Raw genomic sequence first — 19,575 nt, forward strand, 5'->3', positions numbered from 1 at the left:
AGACCTGCGCGGCGTTGATTCATATAATCCCATAGCAACTGGTAAAGGAGAACATCATGCTGATCGTGGTATCCCCGGCAAAAACGCTGGATTACGAAACCCCGCTGCCCACACTGAAGACAACCCAGCCGCGCCTTCTTGATGACAGCGAGATACTGATTGAGCGTGCCCGGCAGCTGTCTCCGGCTGATGTAGGCAGCCTGATGAAGGTCAGCGACAAGATTGCCCATCTCAACGTGGAACGCTTTGCCCAATGGCAACGGCCGTTCAACAAGAATAATGCCCGTCCTGCCGCGTTTGCCTTCAAGGGGGACGTCTATACCGGCCTGGAAATCGAGTCCTTTACCGACAAGCAGTTGGAGCGGGCCCAGCAGGAATTTCGTATGTTGTCCGGCCTCTATGGTGTACTTCGCCCTCTGGATCTGATGCAACCCTACCGGCTGGAAATGGGCACCAAGCTCGACAATCAGCGCGGCAAGGACCTTTACGCCTTCTGGGGTCACTCCATCACCGACCAACTGAATGCGGACATGAAGGCCCAGAAAACCGATGTACTGGTCAACCTGGCCTCCAACGAATACTTCAAGTCAGTGAAGAAGAAGGACATCAACGGCCGCATCATCGAACCGGTATTTCAGGACGAAAAGAACGGCAAGTACAAGGTAATCAGCTTCTATGCGAAGAAAGCGCGAGGACTGATGGCCGCCTGGATCCTGAAAAAGGGCGTCAAGGATCCGGACAAGCTGGTGAATTTCGATGTGGCGGGCTATCGCTACTGTGAATCAGAATCCACTGCCGACAAGCCGGTGTTCAGAAGGGAAGAACAGTAAAAATCGAGTGACGAGTTCCGAGTTGCGAAATTCAAAACACCAACGGTTCAGTGGTTCGCAACTCGTTACTCGAGACTCATCACTGATTATTTGTCTTTGTCTTCGAACTCGCTGCGCGCGGCAAGCAGGCCGGTTTTCAGGCCGTCCCAGGCTAGCTCGATGCCGTCCTTGATGTCCTGCCAGGCGTCTTCGCTGCGTGACTCCAGAACTTCCAGCTTCGCTTCCAGATCCTTGCGTTGCTCCTTGAAGTCAGCCAGTTTTTCCTGAGCCTCTTCTCGCCATTCCTGGCTGAGATCCTCAATACGTGCCGCCAGGCGGTCACGCTGGTAATCCCAGTCTTCCAGTTTCTGGCGAACCGATTCAACAAAGTCCTTTTTATCTGACATGGGTAAGCTTCTCCGATCAGGATTTCCAGGGTGTCTGGAAATCATCAGGTTTGACGACCAGCACATCACAGCTGGCGCGGGTGATAACCGCTTCGGCAGTGGTACCCAGCAACAGCCGCTCTGGCAATTTCCGGTGCACCGTGCCGACAATCAGTAAATCTACGTCGTTATCCTTGCAGTAATGGGACAGGGTGGGGGCTACGGGGCCTTCAAGCAGTACCACCTGATCAGCAGACAGTCCCTCACCGCTGGCGAAACGCTGGAAAGCGGCTTTCTGGCTTTCCTTGATATCTTCAAGACTGCCACTGAATTCTGACAGGGCCTCTCCCATCAACAGCACCAGGCTGTCATCAACCGCATCCATTACATGACAGGCTTTCAGGGAGCCCTGAACCTGTGCTGACAAGGCTTTGGCAGCCCCGGTCACCTTGATGGACAAGGCATCTGCGCCGTCTTTGCCTGTGTCCGGATCCACCGCCAGCAGCAGGGATGGCGGGGACTGCCAGGGCTGACTGTGAATGCACATGACATCACAGGGCGCCTTGCGGATAAGCTGCCAGTCACGGGGGGTGAACAGGTGACGCTTCAGGCCACTCTCGGCGCTGGTGTGCACCACCACCATGGCGGGCTGGTAATCGAGAATAATCTTTTGCAGCGCATCGATTTCACGCTTTTCCCACAGCACATGGGCGCTACAGGTCATCCCGCTGGCCAGTGAGGCAATACGTTGCTCCCAGGCATGGCGAATCTGGGTAGTGGCCGCTTCCAGTCTCTGCTTGTCATAACCCACGGCACGTACCATGGGAGAGGAATAGCCATTCACCGCTACCACCAGTGAGGTATTGTGGGCCGCCGCCAGCTGTTTGGCCTTTTCAAAAGCAGGCTGGGGTGCCTTCAGGACCGGATCCAGCACCACCATGATTGGCTGATTCACAGCGAATCCTCCATGGCGTCGTGGCCACACAGTTTCTGGCGATCGAGAATTTCGATTTCCCTGCCCTCTGCTCGCAGCCAGCCGTTCTGCTGGAAGCGGGTGAAGATCCGGCTCACGGTTTCTACCGCCAGTCCGAGATAATTGGCGATGTCATAGCGTGACATGGGCAGGCGGAAAGAGCGGTGGCTCAGGCCCCGGCGCTGATGTCGCGCAGAAAGGGATAACAACAGAGAAGCGACACGGTCATCAGCGTTCTTCTTGCTCAGCAGCATATGCAGCTCGCGGTCAGCACGGATTTCGTTGCTCATCAGGCTGAAAAAATGATGCTGCAATGAGGGAATCTTCTGCGAGAGCCCCTCCAGCTGCGAAAAGGGGATTTCGCAGACCGTAGCCGTTTCCAGCGCCTTGGCATTGGAAATGTGGTGTGCAGTACTGATGCCGTCCATGCCCAGCACTTCTCCGGGCAGATAGAAGCCGGTGACCTGCTCATCACCCTGGTCGCTGAGGACATAGGTCTTGATGGCTCCGGAACGTACCGCATAAACCGATTCAAAATTATCCGAGGCCCTGAACAGGTGCTCGCCGCGTTTGAGGGGGCGGCCACGGTGGATAATGTTGTCCAGTTGGTCCAGCTGGGCGGGGGCTACCGCCAGCGGAAGGCAAACCGGGCTGAGGCTGCATTCGCTACAGGAAACATGCTGTGACACGGGGTAACTCCCAAATCTTGCGCTGCGTATTGACTCTACCAGTATAGAGCATCAAAGCCGGAACGGGCCTACAGAATTCGGCTGAATTTTACCTCACTCTGCTGGGCCACATAACGGTCAAAAGGTTGTACCAGGGCCCGGCTGACCAGACGCCCCTGTTCGGTGATTTTCAAGTGCTCAGCAGACAGGGTCACCAGGCCCTGATCGGCGAAAAAGTGCCAGCGCTGAAGGGCGTCGGCAAAGGTGTCAGCAAAGTTCATTGCCCAGCGCTGCTCGAACGCCGGAATATCCAGATGCAGATCGCACAACAAGCGCATAATCACATCTTTGCGCATTTGGTCATCCTGAGTCAGCAGATAGCCCTTTTCAATGGGGATCTGCCCATTTTCCACCCGGGATTGCCATTGTTCGATGCCTTTCTCATTCTGCACATAAAGATTGCCAATCTGGCTGATGGCGCTGACCCCCATGGCGACCAGGTCAGCATCACCATGCAGGCTGTAACCCTGAAAATTGCGATGCAGCAGGCCATTCTTCTGGGCAACCGCCATTTCATCACTTTCCAGCGCAAAGTGGTCCATTCCAATGAACCGGTAGCCTGCGCTTTGCAGCATCTCACCGGCGCGAGCATACATGCGCACTTTTTCTTCGGGAGAGGGCAGTTCGTTAGAGTTGATCTGTCTTTGCACCTTGAAGCGGTCCGGAAGATGAGCGTAATTATAGAGAGAAATCCGTTCCGGCTTTAGCGGAATGATCTTCTCCAGGGTACGCATCATGGAGGGTTCGGATTGCCGTGGCAGGCCACTGATCAGATCCAGATTGATGGAACGAAAGCCAAAATCCCGGGCCCAGTGCATGGTGTCGCGAATCATTTCCCAGGACTGGATACGATTGACGGCTTCCTGAACGCCGGGATCAAGATCCTGAACCCCCAGGCTGACCCGGTTGAAACCCAGGCCACGTAACAGGCCCAGCCGGGAACGATCCACGGTGCGCGGATCGATCTCGATGGCGTAATCGCCGCGGTCATCTTCCCGCAGGTTGAAATGGCGAGCCATGTCGTACACCAGCTCGGTCATCTGCGCATCGCTGAGATAGGTCGGCGTGCCGCCACCCCAGTGGATCTGCGTCACCTGACGACGATCATCAATCATCGCCGCCCGCATGCGGATCTCATGCTTTAGATGCTTGAGGTATTCCGCTGCCCGGGCGCGATTGGCAGTGATGATGCGATTGCAGCCACAGTAGTAGCAAACGGTACTGCAGAACGGGATATGGAAATACAGTGACAATGGACGGCGCGCCACATTGCCTTCTTCCACCGCCTTGATCAGATCTTGCTGGGTGATCCCGTCATGAAAATTGGGCGCCGTGGGGTAGGAGGTATAACGTGGACCCGGCCCACCATATTGATGGATCAGAGCTTCATTCCATTCAACCACAAAAAATCCTCCCAAACAGACGGCACTATTATCACGCTGCTTACGGGAGGCTTTCTTGATGTGGATCAATGGTGCTGGTGATGCCCGTGGGCTTGCCCGCTGTCCGTCTCGGTAGTTGAGGTGCCGGGTGAGCCAACAGGAGCAGTCACAGCTGGATCAGAAGTGTGCTGGTGCATGGCATGGCCAGCCCCGGAGGACATTTGCCAGGCCATCACAAGAAAGCCCACGGCCAACAATAGCGTCAGGGCAACCGCAGCCTTCCTGGCGCCGGGGCTGCGAAACCCCTGAAGTTGGGAGGCGACGACACCGGTAGTTGCCACCGGGACGATGGTAATGACGCCAAATACGGCCATGATCAATGCGCCGGGCAGGGCGCCACCACTGGTAGCGGCCAGAGCCAGCGCCGTATACACCAGCCCGCAGGGCAGGAAGCCCCACAATGCTCCCAGCGCATACGCCTTGATAGGGTGATCAAGAGGCAGAAGCTTTTTTGTCAACGGCTGCAACCGGCGCCATACCCCCTGACCAAGGCGCTCAAGCTGCGCCAGCATGCCGCCCTTGCCAGCCAGATGCAGGGCCAGCAACAACATGAGCACACCGGAAAGAGCCAGGCCAAGGGCCATGGCTGGGCCTGGCAGGAGGTTGAGCAATTGCTCCCCGAGCATACCGGCCAGGCCACCGAACACGATATAGGTGCTGATACGACCAAGCCCCAGGGTGATTTGCCACAACCACAGCGAGATACCTTTGCGCTGCTGCTCGGGAATGGTGAATGTAAGTGCGCTGCTGATGCCGCCACACATGCCTACGCAGTGGATGCTGCCAGTGGCCGCAATCAGGGCACTACTGGCCAGCAGGGCGAAAACGGATTCAGGATTCACGGCTGTCATCTTCCTCGTCAGCCCGTTTGCGATCGTTGTTCTTGCGTTGCTCGCGGTCGTCAAAGACCACCCGCCAGGACGCATTATCCAGATCTTCGAACTGGTCCTTGCGCAGGGCCCAGAAAAGGAAAGCAATGGCTCCGCCGAGAAAAATCAGCGCCAGCGGGATCAGCAGGATGACAATTTCCATCGACTTATCCGAGAAGCGTTAAAGGTCACCAGCAGGGAGCTGGCCGACATGCCAATGGCCGCTGCCCAGGGCGGAATCAACCCGGCCACGGCAAAGGGAATGGCTATCACGTTGTAGAGCAGGGCCCAGGCAAGATTCTGACGTATCAGGCGCTGACATAAACGGGCCAGCGAGGGTAATGCCGGGGTGGCATCCAGCTTGTCATGCAACAGGTACAATCCAGCGGCCCGCTGGGTCAGGCTGGTGGCATTGGCAGTAGCTACCGAGACCGAGGCGCTGAGCATGGCGTTAGCATCATTGATGCCATCACCGATGATCATTTGTGGCGCGGACTGCTCCAGGGCTTCGACCCATTGCTGCTTGCTTTCGGGCGTCATGCCAGAGCGCCATTCCTGAATGCCGGTTTGCGAGGCGACCTTGGCTGCCGCATCGGCATTATCCCCGGTGGCCATGCGGCTGGTAATGCCCTGTGTGGCCAGCTGCTGAATCACCCCGGAGGCTTCCTCACGGGCAGAATCTTCCAGCCACAGCTGCAGACGCAGAGCGCCATCACAGTACAGCGCCAGGCAGGTCATGCCCTCCCGGGCGGCCTCGGGATCACCGGTGATGCGCCATTGTTTTCCATGGCGCAAACCTTGTGCACCACTACGCGAGGGTTGAACCCCCGTTACTGCCGGGTCACGCAGCACGGACTGGAATGCCCGGGCAAGGGGGTGGGGGTTCTGCCATTCCAGAGCGGCGGCAATGGCCATCAAGTCGTCGGCGGTCAAGCTGTCATCAGCAGCTTCAACCACCCGGGATGTGATGATGCGAAATTGCCCGGTGGTGAGGGTGCCGGTCTTGTCAAAAATAGCGCCCCTTACGGCCGGCAATTTCAGTAACTGGCGCGGGGACGCTACCAGCACACCGTTCTTCAGCGCAGCGCCGAGTGTGGCGGAAAGCGTCAGCGGCACCGCAAGAGCGAGGGCGCAAGGGCAGGTGACCACCAGCACCGCCAGGGTATGCTCAAACGCCACTGCCGGGCCCGCAGACCAGTGCCAGGCCATGGTAAATGCGGCCAGCAGCAAGATTCCGCTGGTAAACAGAGGGGCGACCTGTTGCCAGTCACGGATCACTGCCACCCGTTCCAGTTGGGCCCGGTCCACCTGCTCGCCAATCTGGGCCATCAGGCTTCCCGTCACCGTGCCGCTGGCCTCAATGATCAGATTGCCTTCCGCCACCCGTGTGCCCGCATGGATCGGTTCACCCGCTGCGCGTTGAACGGGCAGGGATTCGCCAGTAAAGGCAGATTCATCCAGCGCGGCTTCACCCTGCAGGATTCCCCCGTCCACGGGCACCGTATCACCCTGAATCAGCTGCAGCCGATCCCCCGCGGCCACCTGACGAACGCTGACCCACACCGGTTTATCCTGCTCATCCAGACGCCTGACGGCCTGAGGCAGGGTTTCACCAAGGTGCTGATAACTGTCATGGATGGCACGTCGCTGCCGCTGTTCCAGCCAGCGGCTGGTAAGCAGGAAGAACACAAACATGGCAGCGGAATCGAAATAGACATGGCGGCCGCCAGTGGCCATCACTGCAATGCTGCCGCCCCAGGCAAGCAGCAACGCCAGCGCGATGGGAACGTCCATGGTAAGGCGCGCCTTGCGCAACCCGAGCCAGGCCCCCTGAAAAAAGGGCCAACCGGAATAAAACACCACTGGTGTGGCCACCAGTAAACTGGCGATCCGGAATACCCATTCGTAGACCGCATCCTTGCCGTCAAAAGCGCCAATATAAAGGGCAGTGGCGTACATCATCGCCTGCATGGCACCGAGACCCGCCAACGCCAGCCGTCCAACAAGACGGCGTTGTTCGCGCTTCTGTAGCCGGGTTTGCTCCGGATCACCGGGCAGAGTCACGCTGTATCCCAGGCGCAGGACGCGGTCAGCGGTGGCTTCGGCATCCGCTTCCCCCTGGTAATCCACCAGCAGGGTCATGCTGGCAAGATTCACCGAGGCCGCTGTGACACCGGGTTGTTCGCGCACCGCCTTTTCGATCAGCCAGCTACAGGCTGCGCAGGTCAAGCCTCCCAGCTGTAGCTTGAGACGCTGGCCGCCAGGAATGTCTGTCAGGTGCGGGGCAATCAGTTCCGGCACGCGGAACAGGGCGCGGTTCAGTGCCGTACGTGTCTCGTCGGGAACCGGAGCCTGGCTTTCACGCACGGCATAGTAGTCATCCAGGCCGAGCCCGTAGATGGTTTCGATGGCCGCGGCACAACCAGGGCAACAGGCGTCACGCGGGCCTTCCGGTGTACGCGCCTGAAACGCGCCGGAGGGGGATGGGTTGCCACAGTGCCAGCAGGATTCGCTCATGAAGCGGGGGCAGCCCCCAGGTGAAGCATTCCCTTGTCGGTCATCACCGTCTGATAGAGACGCCAGTGGCCACCTGCGGAAGTGACGGTGACATTTCGGCGACCGTCATCCGGGAGCACCCCGTCACCGCGGTAATGGTTGCCATCCAGGTTTACCAACTCAATCACCACGTCGCGATCCGCCAGAGTAGGGTGACGCAGTGCGACGGTAATGCTGGCAGGCATGGGAATGGCGGTGGACGCAAGAAGACGTGCCTGCACTCCGGCGCCAACCTGGGACAGTTCAAGGGCGATGCCAAGGCGCTCTGCCAACTGTTCCTGTTCAGCAGAGCGATTGATTGACTTGCCTTCCTTGTACCAATCATCCACCACTGGATCGTCAGCATTGATAATCGCGATATATAGCGTGATCAGGCCGGCCACCACCGCGGTGGCGGGCAGCAGAATCGCCAGCCACAGGAACGGGTGGCGGTACCAGGCCTTGTCAGCGTCCGGGTGCAATGAATCTTGATTCATGGCGCTTCTCCAGGTCCGGGTCATCCAGGGATCTGACGGTGAACCAGATGGTGGATGAAGGGACTTCAATTTCATAGGGGTCGTAGCTGACGGTGACCGGTAAATTCAGGGTTTGCCCACCCTCAAGGGTGAACTGTTTGCTGGTTACCATACTCAGGCCTTGCGGGGCTTCAAGAAGCAACTCATAGCGTTCTGCGTCCTGGCCCTTGTTGAGCACGACAACACGATAGATGTTTTCAATCTCGCCAGTGCTGGTGGTCCGGTACAATTGGTTACGATCACGGATCACATCCACCTGTAGAGGCACACGGCCATAGAGGCTGGCCATGAAAAGGGTAGCCATCACCAGCAGAGCCGCGCCGTAGCCAATAAGTCGCGGACGAACCACACTGGAGGGTTTGTGTTCCAGGGCATTTTCGGTGGTGTAACGTACCAGGCCACGGGGCTTGCCGATGTGATCCATGACATCGTCACAGGCGTCAATGCAGGCAGCACAGGTAATGCACTCGTATTGCAGGCCATCGCGGATGTCGATACCGGTAGGACACACCTGAACACACAGACCGCAGTCGATACAGTCACCCAGCGGGTTGGCGTTTTCTGCCTGCTTTTTCTTGGCGCCTTTTCCACGTGGCTCACCGCGCTCCTCATCGTAGGACACGATCAGCGTGTTGCGATCGAACATCACGCTCTGGAAGCGAGCGTAGGGGCACATGTACAGGCACACCTGCTCACGCATGAAGCCGGCATTGCCGTAGGTCGCCACCGTAAAGAAGCCAACCCAGAACATTTCCCAGCCGCCCCAGCCGAGGCTGAAGATGCGCGTGGTAAGATCCGTGATAGGTGAAAAATAGCCGACAAAGGTCAGGCCGGTGAGAAACGCCAGTGCCAGCCATAGCACGTGCTTGGTGCCACGACGCAGGATCTTGCTGGCACTCCAGGGGGCCTCATCCATTTTCATGCGGCTGTGGCGATCGCCTTCCAGCCAATGCTCAATCCACTGGAAAAAGCGGGTCCAGGTGGTCTGCGGGCACACATACCCACAGTAGACACGACCGGCCAGCACGGTGAAAAAAAACAGTGCAAACGCGGCAATGATCAGTGTCCAGGAGAGAAACAGGAAATCCTGGGGCCAGAAAGTCAGGCCGAAGATTCGGAACTGACGCCCGGGAAGGTCAAACAATACCGCCTGCTGGCCATCCCAGCGAACCCAGGGCAGCAGAAGATAGAGACCCATGGTGCCAAGGATGGTGATATTCCGGATGGTCTGGAAGCGACCGGCAATGGATTTGACCTGAATGCGCTTGCGCTTGCTGTAGAGACTGACAGCGCCATCGGGGCTGGCGTCATTGACCTCGATACGACGAGGATCTGACATGGCTGACCTCCTTGGACTCGGGGGCGGATATCGCGCTCCCTTTAATGTTCAAGTCTGCCGCAGTCCAGCCTCGCTGGCACTGCGACAGATTGTCCTACCTGCGTGTTACTGCTTCGCAGGCTGAGAGAGGCTGTACACGTAAGAGGCAATCACATGAATACGCTCCTCGGAGAGCAGGGATTCATGTGCCGGCATGTTGCCATTTCGACCCTGGCGAATGGTATGCTCGATATCTTCAATGCGTGGGCCATAGAGCCATACGGCATCGGTGAGATTCGGTGCACCCATCATCTGGTTGCCACTGCCGTCGGTGCCATGACAGGCAGCGCAAACCATGAACTTGGGCTTGGCACGCTCAATGGCAGCAGCCTTGTCCGCCTGTTTGGCAATCTCCGGACGGCTGAGACTCTGTACATAAATGGCCATGTCTCGAACCGCTTCATCCGTGTTACCGATGGCCGCTGCCATGGGCGGCATCATCCCCTTGCGGCCAGCGGCGATACTGGTCACGATCTGTGCCGGTTCGCCACCGTACAGCCAGTCGTTATCGGTCAGATTAGGGTAGCCCTTGGCGCCGCGAGCATCCGAGCCATGGCAGATGGCGCAGTTGTTGGCGAACAGACGACCGCCCACAGCCAGAGCTTCCGGGTATTGAATCAGTTCTTCGATGGGAACTTGGGCGTATTGCTCGAACAGCGGTCCGGTCTTGCGCTCCATCAGCGACACTTCCGCGTCATACTGATTGCTGCTGGTCCAGCCAAGTGCGCCTTCATATTTGCCAAGGCCTGGATAAAGGGCCAAGTACACACAGGCAAAGATCAGCGTGCCGATGAACAGCCCCAGCCACCAACGGGGCAGGGGAGAGTTACGCTCCACAATACCGTCGAAGGTATGACCGGTGGTTTCCTTGGCCGCTTCTTCCGGCGAGATCTGCTTGTTCCACAACAGCAGACCGGCACAGCCCAGCAAGTTGAGGGCAACAATTACGATAATGAACCAGCTCCAGAAATCGCTCATTGCTCACCCCCTTGGTGATTGCGATCCTTTTCCATTGCAATCTCACCCAGCTTTTCATAGTCCTGCTTGCGACCGGGGCGATAGACCCAGCCAACCATGACGATGAACGTCACGAAGAACACCAGTGTTAACAAGGCGTGGTAACTCATTGGATCACCTCCTTGCGTTCCTGACCGAGTGATAGCAAATAAGCCACCAGCGCATCTTCTTCAGTAGCATCAGCCCATTCGCCTTCGATTTTGGCCAACTGCTGGTTCAGATCCTCTTCGCTGTAAGGCACGCCGAACATGTCCTTGAAGACACGCAGCTTGCGTTCGGTGTGCTTCCAGTTTACCTGGGTGGTTTCCAGCCAGGGGTAGGCGGGCATGTTGGATTCCGGCACTACCTGGCGAGGGTCACGAAGATGCTCGCGGTGCCACTGCTCGGTAATTGGGCGGATACCAACACGGGCCAGATCCGGACCGGTACGCTTTGAACCCCACAGGAACGGGTGCTCCCAGACGTCCTCACCAGCTACAGAGTAGGGGCCATAACGTTCGGTTTCCGCACGCAGCGGGCGCACCATCTGGGTGTGGCAAACGTGGCAACCTTCACGGATGTAGATATCCCGGCCTTCCAGTTCCAGCGCGGTATAGGGGCGCAGGGTTTCCAGCGGCTCGGTGGTGGCTTTCTGCCAGAACAGCGGCACGATTTCGGCCAGACCACCAAAGCTCACTGCGATCAATGTCAGCACAATCATGAGGCCGACATTCTTTTCCACTTTTTCATGGGCATTAGACATGTCGTTCTCCTCAGGCCGCCTGCATCACGTTATCGGCGCCGCTCACATCGCGGTTACCAAGAATGGTCTTGTAGACGTTCACCGCCATCAGCACCATGCCGGCAAGGAAGATGACCCCACCCAGCAAACGAATGATGTAGAACGGCTGGCGCTCCACCAACTCCTGAACGAAGTTGAACGTCAGGGTGCCGTCGGTGTTCACCGCACGCCACATCAGGCCTTGCATGATGCCGGACACCCACATGGAGGCGATATACAGAACCGTACCAATGGTGCTGAGCCAGAAGTGCGCATTGATCCAGCCTACGGAGTACATCTGCTTGCGATCAAAGAGGCGAGGAATCATCACGTAGATGGCACCAATGGTGATCATGGCTACCCAGCCCAGCGCACCGGAATGCACGTGACCGATAGTCCAGTCGGTGTTATGGCTGAGCGCATTCACCGTCTTGATGGACATCATTGGGCCTTCAAAGGTGCTCATGCCATAGAAGGACAGGGCAACAATCATGAAGCGGATAATCGGGTCGGTGCGCAGTTTGTGCCAGGCACCGGACAGGGTCATCATGCCGTTGATCATGCCGCCCCAGCTGGGGGCCAGCAGCACAATAGAGAACACCATGCCCACGGACTGTGCCCAGTCAGGCAGGGAAGAGTAGTGCAGGTGATGCGGGCCAGCCCACATATATACGGCAATCAGTGCCCAGAAGTGCACGATGGACAGCCGGTAGGAATACACCGGGCGTTGCGCCTGAACCGGAATGTAGTAGTACATCATCCCCAGGAAGCCCGCGGTCAGGAAGAAGCCCACCGCGTTATGGCCATACCACCACTGCACCATGGCATCGATGGCGCCGGAGTAGACAGAGTAGGATTTCATGGCGGAAACCGGCACTTCCAGGTTGTTCACCACGTGCAGCAGCGCCACAGCAATGATGAAGGCGCCGTAGAACCAGTTGGCCACGTAGATATGAGCCTGTTTGCGGCGCGCAATCGTCATGAAGAAAACGATGGCGTAGGCCACCCAGACCAGGGTGATCAGGATATCGATCGGCCATTCCAGCTCGGCATATTCCTTGGCGCTGGTGAAACCCAGCGGCAGGGAAATGGCCGCGGCCACAATCACTGCCTGCCAGCCCCAGAAGGTAAAGGCTGCCAGTTTTGGAAAGGCCAGCACCGTATTACAGGTCCGCTGTACCACGTAATACGAGGTGCCCATCAGCGCACAGCCACCAAAGGCGAAAATCACCGCATTGGTGTGCAATGGCCGCAGACGGCCAAAGGTGAGCCAGGGAATTTCGAAATTCAGGGCAGGCCAGGCCAACTGGGCAGCGATAATCACGCCGACCAGCATCCCGACAATACCCCACACCACCGACATGATGGTGAATTGCCGGACAACCCTGTAGTTGTAGGGTGGCGAAGCAACAGCGTTTTCCATGTGCGTTTCCTTCCGGTTGATTCTGCCCGCGACTCTAGCAGGCTTTCTCTGGCGCTTTTTGATACAGATCAAGGGTTTTTGTGCGCTGATCGCCCCTTGAGCATTATTCGAAATCAGCCCCGACATCAGAAGCTACAGGGACTATATGACCATATGGCTATACTATTTAGCTATAAGCCGAATGGCGATAGTAAAGCCGCATTTTCAATGTGGACATTTTGTCCCAGCCAGTTGTCAGCGTAGGCTCACGCGCATGGAAGCCTGTCTAAAACAGGCTGACACCAAATGAACGTACAATCAGTGCGAAGCCCACAAAACAGAAAATAGTCAGGATTATGGCTGTGCCCATGGCGAGCCAGAATCCCCAGCGGCTGATCATCATCGGAAAAAGAGCAAACATGGGCAGTGTCGGTATCACATACCAGAAGCTGTACCAGGCGTGATTGGCGATCTTGTCCTGGGGCTGGTTATCCAGATACAACCAGAACATGACGAGTAACGAGACCATGGGAAGCGACGCAATCAATGCGCCGACACGGTCGCTGTGCCTGGCAATTTCAGAGACTGCCACGACAATGGCGGCAGTAATGAGGTACTTGAGATAAATAGGCATAAACAGCCTTGGCCAATCCTTGGTATGTAGAGATAGTGCCATAGAGAAGACCACAGGGTGAATGCCTGCCCTGATTAACCATCAATAACTACGCATAATGTATATTATGTTAAATTAACTGTTTGAGATGATTCAGTGGGTCATGCCAGCTGGCCGACCAACTAAAGATCTAAACTATTTCAAGACAAGGGCTAAACTTACAACTGAAGGCCTAAAGTCGTCGTAACATCCACGTAAAGCCCTAAAGTCGTCGCACTGCTCTGGGGCCTCTTCTCCTGCCCTCTGTCCTAATGCATGGCAGCTCAAGTCTGGCTGAAAACCCAAAGAGTGAATCGGTCGGGGCCTACCCACTGGCAAGACAGGATGTGATTGCTGCGTTGGCGTGACGGGATCTGCCAGGCTGATCGCGTTCTGCGCGACCCATCTGTTTTGTTCTAGAACAAGATGGCTATGGCTGATGCGGGTTGGGATTGGTTGCTGATGGTTGTAGCTATTTGCCTTTAGCGGCTCTGGATGTGCCCCCTGGGAGTCCCATTCCGACCAATAATCCGTTAAAATATCATTATTACGGATTATGTTTTTCACCCTATTCTAGGTGATCTATGCCCAAATCAGGTCAGGCGCGGGCCCTCACTGCTGAACAACAAGACCACGTGTTCGACGTGATTCAGCATCATCGGCACCCCGAAAAGAACACAGCGATCATGCAAATCAGCTTCAAGCTGGGGCTTCGAGCGCAGGAGATAGCTCTCCTTCAGGTGAAGGAGGTTGCAAGACTCAACCCGTCGGGCACCAGTTTGGAGCTTCTGGAAGTGATGAGTCTACCTGCGGCATATACCAAGGGGGCTGATGCGATGGGCCGCTCAAGATCCCACTACGACCGTAAGACCGTTAGCTTTGATGTATCAAGATTTGACCAGGTCATTCGACAGGTGGAAAAACTCGCAAAGGCAGGTGTTTCTGTTAACCCTGAGGATTTTTACCCTCCTGTACGCAAGCACAAGGGAAAGTCCAGAGATCTACCATTGGTAGATTTGGCGCTTAGGCAATCACTCATTGATTATTTGCAATTAAGGCTTGATTCAGTAGGAAGCCTAAAGCCCTCCTCCCCTTTGTTTGTTTCTCAGAAAGGTGGCCCCTACTCTCCCAACACAATCCAAGAACATATGAAATTGATACTTAATGGATGGGCGAGAATCGAAAAAGCCAGCTCTCACAGCGGGCGCAGAACTTTGATTACTGATGTGATACATAAGCAAAAAAAATCGGTGAAAATTGCCCAGAAAATCGCTGGGCATGTAAATCCATCGACGACTTTGATTTATGAAGACCCTCCGGAAGAGCAAATTATTGATGCACTTAAAAACCTCAATTAGTACTAGCCTGATTTTCTTCGTTTAGCCGTGTACGTAAAACGGTCTGGGTATACACCCTCACCAATAATTCAGAATCATTTGTTCCTTCAACAACAGATAAGCGTACCTTGTCAAATATGTCGGAAGACTCAATCTCGGATCGTTCGCAAATAACTTTGGACACAAAATAGAAGAATCGGTTTTTGTTCCAGTCCTGGCCGTACAAGTCTTTTACAACACTAAAGTATTCGTGTTGCCAAATACCACATTTCAAAAATTCACTCATCTCTTTATAGTCAGTTGCATGGCAAGCATGAACGAACCATCGCGCCAATGCTTCGTCTCTACTAATGCGTTGAAGACGAAAAAGCATGCGCACCACCAAACCATAAAGGGATGTTGCAGATTCGGCTTGTTTACCTTGATTGAGGTAGATTGAGAAGAATGATGCATACCATTCAATGACGGCTTGATCTGAATATAGTTGGGACGTTGCCGCATCTATTACAGAAAGGAAGCCCTTGGCAAGTTCTTTATCCTGATTGCCAGATCTGACTTCCGAAATATAGAAATCAGTTAGTAAATGTAGGGTTTGCAGGCAAGGAGTGATATTTTCCATTCCAAGATTGCACAGTGATGTATACGCATCAAAGAACTGGGATTCGTCAATCGTTCGTGTTTCTACCAAATATAAAAGAATGTCATCAGAGTTGATCGTATAGTCGTTTTTGTTGACGAATAATGAGACAAAGTAATCGTCAGTACAAAAAAGCAAATCATCTTGTTCAATGAGGGAAGCTATATTATCAGGAAGGTTAATTGCTTCGTCTGGCAAGGCCAAGAAGGTAATTCTCCCTAGCCTTTTGGATAGTGAAGCCTTTATTTTTTCAGGTAGCCATGAGCTTAAAGACCCAAAAATCGGGTGAGCCAACTCAATTATTTGTTCATAGTCATCTCTTATCATGAAAATTCCAGGCATCGAGTCTAGAACGAGATCAAGAATGCCGATATCAGACAAAACCAGAAGAGATGTTTGGTCGAATAAAACCTTATTCTTTCTTTTGAAATGCTCACCAAGTGTTATTCTATTGTTCCGGCTTCTAAAAATCTTATATTCGGAGGTGCATTCAGCGTAACTTATTTGCCTTGACCAGGCTGAAAATAAGTCCTGAACATCAGGCAGAAAGCGATTAAGCATAAAGTATGGAACCGGTAGCTTTCTGGATCTTATCTGACGCCTAACTTTAATCCTTTCAGCGTTTTTTTCATCTGTTATACCTGTAAGCATCTTGACTTGGTCTATGACGCTAGAAGGATTAGAATCGTCAAACTCAATACGCCGGAAAAAGGCAGACTCGGGGAAACGTTCAAAAAAATCATTGGCACGTTTCTGAAACGAAGGGATCAATGGGTCATTCTCTCTAACAATTCCCATTTGCATCAAATTAACGCACGTAAATAAGAAAGAAGCCTCTTCTTGTTCATTTTCTTGATCTACTGTTGATGAGAGCCTTCTGATAACAGCAGGAATTTTTGAATGGTATTTAGGCTCGGATGTATAAACAAAGATTAAAGTACGTAGTATTGATGTGAGACTGTCCTTATTGTCAGCCTCTAATAGGGACTCTATCTTTGTAATCGCAGTATCAGTTAGGCCCAGCCTCATACACAGTTCACAGAAATACTGGGCCCTTTGGCCTGAGTAGTGATTCTTCCTGATCGCGGCATCAAGAATGCTCAACGCCTCCTGGGGTGATCCAAGACGATCATAAGCTGAAGACAGCATTAGCGCCCAGAAGTCCTCGTCTTCGTCGCTCTGCTGATGGGGCTCGAAATCTTCGCAGATTTTTTTGAGCTTTTCCCACTGCTCAGTTTTCAAATAAGAAAACGCAAGCGTTTTGGTTTCTTTTGGTGAAAGGCGTCTTTCCTGAGAAATCAAGTCACAACAATGAATGGCAACTTCCGCATGTTTCAAGTTATTGTTGTCTAAGCAGCTGACAAGCTGCTGAGCAATTATTAAAGAGTCACTTTTAAAAAACTCTTCTATCAAAACATTTAGGGCTATATCTTTTGAATATGGCCCCTGAGATGAAGCCTTAACAAAATCATAAACAATGGTTACTTCAGCGCCGTTACTTAATTTGGAAATCGAGTCCAAAAATTCCACTTCGGCCTCATTGTCTAATATGTCATATGCGCACATGGCGCCCATCGATAAAATTGCACCAGGCTCCAGCATGTTCTCATCATTAATAATGCCTCTATTTTCTTTGACGAGGTTTACAACATCCCGTTTCGCGCCAAGGTAATACTTTGAGGCAATGCGCATCCATACTGATTCCGGATCTTCGTGATCTTTTGCGTCAAGAATTTTGATAACCCCCTCATAATCCCCCGAATTGAAAAAAAGTGGCAAAACCCGGCTGGCAGCTTGGGCCCAGCGTTCACTTTCACTTCCGATATTTGTCACAAAGTCAATAAGCTCATCGGCAACTGAGAAAAATGAAAACAGAGGGCCAGCAAAATCTATTACTACGGATATGTCGTATGGATAGCCGAGCTCTGCTGCTAATTTCAAAGCGTTTCGCGTATGCCCAAGTGAGATCTCGAGTGATTGATAATCAAAGTCGTTGTACCCCCATGCAGGAGCCAGTAGCCTTTCGCCATTACTTTCATCTGAATGCGGGGATACCCCTTTAGAAAAATAAAATCTTGCAGCTAGGCAATTATACGTATAACGCTGTTTTTTATTGAATTTATCGACGTCAATACTTTCTAATAGCTCTCCAAGCAAATCCTCATTGCCAAGAATGGTGAGCAATAGCAAGCGAGTAATTAACGTTTCGTCATAATCATGGTCAGCAATTTCATCAAGAGCTGATTCATCAGCCATGATTGCTAGACATTTAGCCCTTATGATGCATTCTTTAAGATTGTCCCGTGACAGATCAGCGAGAAGCTGTTTTTGTGTTTCTTCTTCGTAGATTTTATCCGTACAAAATAGGCTTTCATAATACTGAATTTTGTATCTTTCTTCACCGTAATTATAAAAAGCTTCCTGAAGTAATTGTGATCCTTCCTCTTCCCTACCCTGCAATATTAGCAATCGACCTTCGAGTGACTTTAATTCAGATAGCTCATGTTCTGAGTAGTTACTTGATGATTCCCTTTCTTTCTCGATTAATTCAACAGCCTCACCAAGTTTGTTACTTGAGATAAGAAGGTCAATTTCCCTCAATGATTCCGGGGTTGAACCTTTGGGATTCTCAATCCAGGGGGATCCAGACTTGTCATCTGCCAGATCAAAAGCGACTGGCTTTTTTTCTGCATAATTTGCAAAGTCACTAAAAACCTGATTCGGAACTCTTCCATGTGTCTTAGCCACCCTGCTCAAAGCCCCGACACCCGCTTTAAGATCTATTCTTTCTCTTATATAAGGTAGGACATCTAAATTTTCATTAAGTACTTGGGCAATTGGAATCCGTACTTTGACAGTTTGATGATCTGCAATTCTTTGTTTTAATTCCTCTAGATAATCATCATCTAGCCATTTGTAGTAAATTTTGCAATCCGCAGGTCTATTCGCAGAAGACATGTCCGCAATTGCAAGCATTGTTGCGGGCTCATTGTGGTTATAGAAATTTAGTGTGGTTGAGTCCATTGAAAAGGAAATTTCATCCCCGCCCTCAACCAAATCTATAGACTCAGTACCTTTGAGTTGCAAAAAAAAGGAAGAGTAAGCCTCGCTGTTCTCGTTAAGAACTTGAATCACATAATCTATGCCGAAGTCAGAATCTCCATCTAAAGGATTTTCTCTCCAGTTATCAGGTAGCTGTGCGACGAGGGCCCTAGTTGCTCTATGCCCAACATTCTGACTGCTACTGCTTTTAGGAAGCTTACGCTCTGTCATGACTGTTATTCTCTAGTGAAAATCCACACCCTTTAAAAAATGCCCCCCGTCCACTGTCAGGACGTTGGTGTATATCTCTGTGCTTTCGATGCTTCGATGCCCCATCAGCTGTGAAACGTACTTGAGCGGCAGGCCATGGAGCAATAGGTGAATGGCAAACGAATGCCTAAAGGTATGGGCGCTGATCGGAAACGGCGCTCCACCCATTCTGACCACAAGATCGTTGATGTGCCGGTTTACGGTCTGCCGAGCCATCTTGAAGATGCGTTCGTCTTTTTTGAACTTACCGGACCAGAGGTAGCTCTGCACCCGGTCTTGAAGTAAGGGATCTTCTATAGGGATGTAACGCTTGGGGGATCGATGCAGTGACCGCTTTGTGGGCCGTCCCCTGCCCTGCTTCAAGGTCCTCAGAATCACTCCGAACCCGTAACCGTCTTCAATGAAGCTGCTTGGCTTCAGTCCCAAAATTTCAGACACCCTGCCCCCGGTTCCCCACAACAGATCCATGATCAATCGATGCGTCGTGTTCTTCTGTGCATCCAGGAGTTTCACCACCTCAGGCTTGAGCAGATACGCCTGATGTAGGTCAGTGGTTTCGAGAACGAGGTGGCGCTTGGCGATCAGCCGATCCCAGTGGATCTGGACGAAACGTACGGGGTAATCCACGCCTGGCGGTTCAGGAGGATCGAAGAGCCGTTGGCACGGCGGATGCAGAATTCCGTTCTCGCTCATTTTTTTTGTACCATTCCAGCCCTTATAGGATGGTGCGGTTCGGGAGGTATATCCGTTACCTCCAGACCCACAATAGATCATAATTTGACCACCTTTCCAAGGAATAATC

Annotated in this window: 18 protein-coding genes; 2 read left to right on the forward strand and 16 right to left on the reverse strand. The window is 53.2% G+C overall.

All coding sequences use genetic code 11. The annotated features are described in order from the left end of the window. Nucleotides 1-56: 56 nt before the first annotated feature. A complete protein-coding gene (gene yaaA, locus MWU49_RS01975; protein WP_246967441.1) occupies nucleotides 57-830 on the forward strand; it encodes a peroxide stress protein YaaA in 774 nt (257 codons plus the stop codon). A gap of 86 nt (nucleotides 831-916) precedes the next feature. On the opposite strand, the gene MWU49_RS01980 is transcribed toward yaaA, so the two are convergent. From MWU49_RS01980 to MWU49_RS02045, 14 genes are all read right to left on the reverse strand, one after another. Beyond that, nucleotides 917-1,216, reverse strand: coding sequence for a hypothetical protein (locus tag MWU49_RS01980; RefSeq protein WP_246967444.1), 300 nt, complete (start codon nucleotides 1,214-1,216; stop codon nucleotides 917-919). A 16-nt stretch (nucleotides 1,217-1,232) separates the two neighbouring features. After that, nucleotides 1,233-2,150 (reverse strand): universal stress protein, encoded by a 918-nt coding sequence (locus tag MWU49_RS01985; protein ID WP_246967447.1) that lies wholly within the window; start codon nucleotides 2,148-2,150, stop codon nucleotides 1,233-1,235. Then, nucleotides 2,147-2,857, reverse strand: coding sequence for a fumarate/nitrate reduction transcriptional regulator Fnr (fnr, locus tag MWU49_RS01990; protein WP_246967450.1), 711 nt, complete (start codon nucleotides 2,855-2,857; stop codon nucleotides 2,147-2,149). Before fnr ends, MWU49_RS01985 begins: the two co-directional genes overlap by 4 nt. 68 nt (nucleotides 2,858-2,925) lie before the next feature. Next, a complete protein-coding gene (hemN, locus tag MWU49_RS01995) occupies nucleotides 2,926-4,299 on the reverse strand; it encodes an oxygen-independent coproporphyrinogen III oxidase (RefSeq protein ID WP_246967453.1) in 1,374 nt (457 codons plus the stop codon). Between the two features lie 65 nt (nucleotides 4,300-4,364). Beyond that, nucleotides 4,365-5,180, reverse strand: a complete 816-nt coding sequence (locus tag MWU49_RS02000) for a sulfite exporter TauE/SafE family protein (protein WP_246967456.1) — start codon at nucleotides 5,178-5,180, stop codon at nucleotides 4,365-4,367. Further along, nucleotides 5,170-5,370 carry a cbb3-type cytochrome oxidase assembly protein CcoS gene (ccoS, locus tag MWU49_RS02005; RefSeq protein ID WP_246967459.1) on the reverse strand — a complete coding sequence of 67 codons (201 nt, stop codon included), beginning with the start codon at nucleotides 5,368-5,370 and terminating at the stop codon, nucleotides 5,170-5,172. The genes MWU49_RS02000 and ccoS overlap by 11 nt, the downstream gene beginning before the upstream one ends. Further along, entirely contained in the window at nucleotides 5,349-7,724 is a 2,376-nt protein-coding gene (locus tag MWU49_RS02010) for a heavy metal translocating P-type ATPase (protein WP_246967462.1), read from the reverse strand. The genes ccoS and MWU49_RS02010 overlap by 22 nt, the downstream gene beginning before the upstream one ends. After that, a complete protein-coding gene (locus MWU49_RS02015) occupies nucleotides 7,721-8,239 on the reverse strand; it encodes a FixH family protein (RefSeq protein ID WP_246967465.1) in 519 nt (172 codons plus the stop codon). Before MWU49_RS02015 ends, MWU49_RS02010 begins: the two co-directional genes overlap by 4 nt. Then, nucleotides 8,208-9,617 (reverse strand): cytochrome c oxidase accessory protein CcoG, encoded by a 1,410-nt coding sequence (ccoG, locus tag MWU49_RS02020; RefSeq protein WP_246967468.1) that lies wholly within the window; start codon nucleotides 9,615-9,617, stop codon nucleotides 8,208-8,210. The genes MWU49_RS02015 and ccoG overlap by 32 nt, the downstream gene beginning before the upstream one ends. A gap of 105 nt (nucleotides 9,618-9,722) precedes the next feature. Next, nucleotides 9,723-10,634, reverse strand: coding sequence for a cytochrome-c oxidase, cbb3-type subunit III (gene ccoP, locus MWU49_RS02025; RefSeq protein WP_246967471.1), 912 nt, complete (start codon nucleotides 10,632-10,634; stop codon nucleotides 9,723-9,725). Next, nucleotides 10,631-10,783, reverse strand: coding sequence for a cbb3-type cytochrome c oxidase subunit 3 (locus tag MWU49_RS02030; RefSeq protein WP_246967474.1), 153 nt, complete (start codon nucleotides 10,781-10,783; stop codon nucleotides 10,631-10,633). The genes ccoP and MWU49_RS02030 overlap by 4 nt, the downstream gene beginning before the upstream one ends. After that, nucleotides 10,780-11,415, reverse strand: coding sequence for a cytochrome-c oxidase, cbb3-type subunit II (ccoO, locus tag MWU49_RS02035; protein ID WP_246967477.1), 636 nt, complete (start codon nucleotides 11,413-11,415; stop codon nucleotides 10,780-10,782). Before ccoO ends, MWU49_RS02030 begins: the two co-directional genes overlap by 4 nt. Before the next feature lie 10 nt (nucleotides 11,416-11,425). Further along, entirely contained in the window at nucleotides 11,426-12,856 is a 1,431-nt protein-coding gene (ccoN, locus tag MWU49_RS02040; protein ID WP_246967480.1) for a cytochrome-c oxidase, cbb3-type subunit I, read from the reverse strand. A gap of 265 nt (nucleotides 12,857-13,121) precedes the next feature. After that, on the reverse strand, nucleotides 13,122-13,469 hold the full coding sequence (locus MWU49_RS02045; protein ID WP_246967482.1) for a DUF3147 family protein: 348 nt from the start codon (nucleotides 13,467-13,469) through the stop codon (nucleotides 13,122-13,124). A 602-nt stretch (nucleotides 13,470-14,071) separates the two neighbouring features. Between MWU49_RS02045 and MWU49_RS02050 the strand changes: the two genes are divergently transcribed. Next, nucleotides 14,072-14,845 (forward strand): site-specific integrase, encoded by a 774-nt coding sequence (locus MWU49_RS02050; RefSeq protein WP_246967485.1) that lies wholly within the window; start codon nucleotides 14,072-14,074, stop codon nucleotides 14,843-14,845. Here MWU49_RS02050 and MWU49_RS02055 read toward each other — a convergent pair. Beyond that, nucleotides 14,838-18,734, reverse strand: a complete 3,897-nt coding sequence (locus MWU49_RS02055; RefSeq protein WP_246967488.1) for a DUF4365 domain-containing protein — start codon at nucleotides 18,732-18,734, stop codon at nucleotides 14,838-14,840. The genes MWU49_RS02050 and MWU49_RS02055 overlap by 8 nt on opposite strands. Before the next feature lie 12 nt (nucleotides 18,735-18,746). Next, on the reverse strand, nucleotides 18,747-19,466 hold the full coding sequence (locus MWU49_RS02060; protein WP_246967491.1) for a tyrosine-type recombinase/integrase: 720 nt from the start codon (nucleotides 19,464-19,466) through the stop codon (nucleotides 18,747-18,749). Between the last annotated feature and the right edge of the window lie 109 nt (nucleotides 19,467-19,575).

It is taken from the genome of Alcanivorax sp. S6407 (assembly GCF_023016115.1).
Classification (GTDB): Bacteria; Pseudomonadota; Gammaproteobacteria; order Pseudomonadales; family Alcanivoracaceae; genus Alcanivorax.

Bases quoted from the DNA above. Each gene is read 5' to 3' on its own strand.
- yaaA (WP_246967441.1), top strand. From the start codon at position 57: ATGCTGATCGTGGTATCCCCGGCAAAAACGCTGGATTACGAAACCCCG.
- MWU49_RS02010 (WP_246967462.1), bottom strand. From the start codon at position 7,724: ATGAGCGAATCCTGCTGGCACTGTGGCAACCCATCCCCCTCCGGCGCG.
- ccoS (WP_246967459.1), bottom strand. From the start codon at position 5,370: ATGGAAATTGTCATCCTGCTGATCCCGCTGGCGCTGATTTTTCTCGGC.
- MWU49_RS02015 (WP_246967465.1), bottom strand. From the start codon at position 8,239: ATGAATCAAGATTCATTGCACCCGGACGCTGACAAGGCCTGGTACCGC.
- MWU49_RS01980 (WP_246967444.1), bottom strand. From the start codon at position 1,216: ATGTCAGATAAAAAGGACTTTGTTGAATCGGTTCGCCAGAAACTGGAA.
- MWU49_RS02045 (WP_246967482.1), bottom strand. From the start codon at position 13,469: ATGCCTATTTATCTCAAGTACCTCATTACTGCCGCCATTGTCGTGGCA.
- MWU49_RS02050 (WP_246967485.1), top strand. From the start codon at position 14,072: ATGCCCAAATCAGGTCAGGCGCGGGCCCTCACTGCTGAACAACAAGAC.
- ccoG (WP_246967468.1), bottom strand. From the start codon at position 9,617: ATGTCAGATCCTCGTCGTATCGAGGTCAATGACGCCAGCCCCGATGGC.
- MWU49_RS02030 (WP_246967474.1), bottom strand. From the start codon at position 10,783: ATGAGTTACCACGCCTTGTTAACACTGGTGTTCTTCGTGACGTTCATC.
- ccoP (WP_246967471.1), bottom strand. From the start codon at position 10,634: ATGAGCGATTTCTGGAGCTGGTTCATTATCGTAATTGTTGCCCTCAAC.
- ccoN (WP_246967480.1), bottom strand. From the start codon at position 12,856: ATGGAAAACGCTGTTGCTTCGCCACCCTACAACTACAGGGTTGTCCGG.
- ccoO (WP_246967477.1), bottom strand. From the start codon at position 11,415: ATGTCTAATGCCCATGAAAAAGTGGAAAAGAATGTCGGCCTCATGATT.
- MWU49_RS02055 (WP_246967488.1), bottom strand. From the start codon at position 18,734: ATGACAGAGCGTAAGCTTCCTAAAAGCAGTAGCAGTCAGAATGTTGGG.
- MWU49_RS02060 (WP_246967491.1), bottom strand. From the start codon at position 19,466: ATGAGCGAGAACGGAATTCTGCATCCGCCGTGCCAACGGCTCTTCGAT.